The organism is Burkholderia sp. DN3021, from assembly GCF_049805555.1.
Lineage (GTDB): Bacteria > Pseudomonadota > Gammaproteobacteria > Burkholderiales > Burkholderiaceae > Burkholderia > Burkholderia pyrrocinia_C.
In genome coordinates this window covers 1-1,819 of sequence record NZ_JBNCAB010000214.1, presented here as the reverse complement: position 1 = coordinate 1,819, position 1,819 = coordinate 1, and the positions used below count along the sequence as shown (strand labels likewise).

The following is a 1,819-nucleotide window of genomic DNA, read 5'->3' as shown; positions in this document are numbered from 1 at the left end:
TCATGTACACCTGTCCATCAAAAATTCTAATGGACACGATGCTCCTTGCTTTCGATGGCCGCCTTCAAGATGACTTCGCCGGGGGCTTACCGTACATTCAGCGTGAGCGTCATCGATGGGGATGGCGATGTGGGCGCCGGCGCAAGCGGCACCGAAACGATCGGCACGAACGCGGATGGTGTTGTCGCAGCAAGAAGGAACTTGCGCGAACATGGGAGATCGATGGCCACGCCGTCAATCACATTACCTGAGGACGGCACGTCATCGCCGTTATCCTGCGGCGTCGGCAAGATGCCTTTCTCGCGCTCCATCAGATATTTCGTGATCCACTTGCGCAGCAGGTTGGCGTTAATCCCGTACTCCTGCGCCAAGCAAGCCACCGACACGCCCGGGCGTAATGCCGCCTCGACTAATGCACGTTTGCCCTTCTCGTCGTAGCGGCGACGGCCGTCGCTGTTTTGACGAATTACTCTCAACTCAGGGTCTTTGTCAGCCATAGGTGTCCACCTCGCAAATAGGTGGACACCTATGCTCCTCGCTCAGAGCACCGTTGGATAGACGCCGATAATGGATCGCTTACAATTGATCGATCAGCTCATCGGGGAACAGCTTCGGCGCCTTCGGGTTCTTGCTCTTCTTGGTCACTGTTGAATCGGTCATAGGACGTTAGTTCCGTTATCGTCTCATGACCTCAGCACACTAAAAATCTGACAGGCCCCAATCGCGCGGCGATCTCTCGGTCCATCGATTTATTTTAGTTGAAACGATGTCCATGAAGCACACAGCTAACCCGAGTTGAATACCCCACGCCATGCCAGCCCTTGCCTCACGGAAAGTCATACTGGCTCACCTTCAATCTCATTTACCAGCCCCCCTTATCAGCTTGCCGGTTTCTCCATCGTAGATGTCCACTGGTACCTTTGTTCCCTTGGGCAAAGAAATTAGCGTGGCATTGCCTGTTGCAGATATCGGGTCGCCGTACAGCTTCGCTCCTCGCACCAGATATTCCCTCAAAGGCGCACTAATGATCGCACCACCAGAATATCCCGTTCCTTTCTGCTTGATCAGCTCTTTCGCACTCTCGGGGTCAACGATCATGGTGAAAAGCGTCTCTTCGCCCTTCTGATGAAGTTCGCCAATGGTGGTTTCATCACCCACATGCATTGTGCGCCCCAAAAGGGTACCGGGAGGCTTGGTTTTATCTACACTAATCTTGTATGGATCATCCAAAGGATGCCTGTCCGCCACTCCTTTAATGCCACTTACTGTACCATTTTCCATATCCAGAAACTCCTTGCTCTGGTTTCGTATCACGATACTATCGGGCGTGAGATATTTTAGAACCAATTTCTTGGCTGTCGTCAATCCATCCGGGCTTTTATCGAACACTCCAGGATACTTCTCGATCATATAATTGAGCTTCGCGGTCGTTTCGAGCTTCTCTATTCTCTCCAGCTTCTCCTGAAACTCTTTGCTACGAGGATCGGCATACACCTGGTTGTACGTCATGCCTTCCGACAGTAGCTGATCCGTGTACTCACGAGCAGCCTGCTGCAAAGCAGTATGTTCAATTTCTTTTTCTTTTAAGAATGCATCAAGCTTCTCTTTCGCAGCATCATTGGACGGTCTCTCTGGCGTCTTTAGCATTGTCTCGGGATCTCCCGCCGTGACGCCTCCCGTGTCCGAGCTCTTTTCGTCCAAATCTGCGGTGGTAATCTCGTATTTGGAACTCGACTTGAACTTCTCCTTGACCCGAGCTACAAGCTTCGTCAACGGGTTAGGCAACGCCTGCGGATCGCTTCCGGTGGTCGTTTGTTTA

2 protein-coding genes and 1 pseudogene are annotated in these 1,819 nt (G+C 52.0%); all 3 read right to left on the bottom strand.

All coding sequences use genetic code 11. The features are described from left to right. Window positions 1-86: 86 nt before the first annotated feature. Window positions 87-497, bottom strand: a complete 411-nt coding sequence (locus tag ACPUER_RS36560) for a transposase (RefSeq protein WP_425133556.1) — start codon at window positions 495-497, stop codon at window positions 87-89. 82 nt (window positions 498-579) lie between these two features. Further along, window positions 580-660: pseudogene (locus ACPUER_RS36555) on the bottom strand (transposase); the annotation flags it as partial. Window positions 661-858: 198 nt separating this feature from the next. Beyond that, on the bottom strand, window positions 859-1,819 hold a 961-nt coding region (locus ACPUER_RS36550), incomplete at its 5' end, for a hypothetical protein (RefSeq protein WP_425133555.1).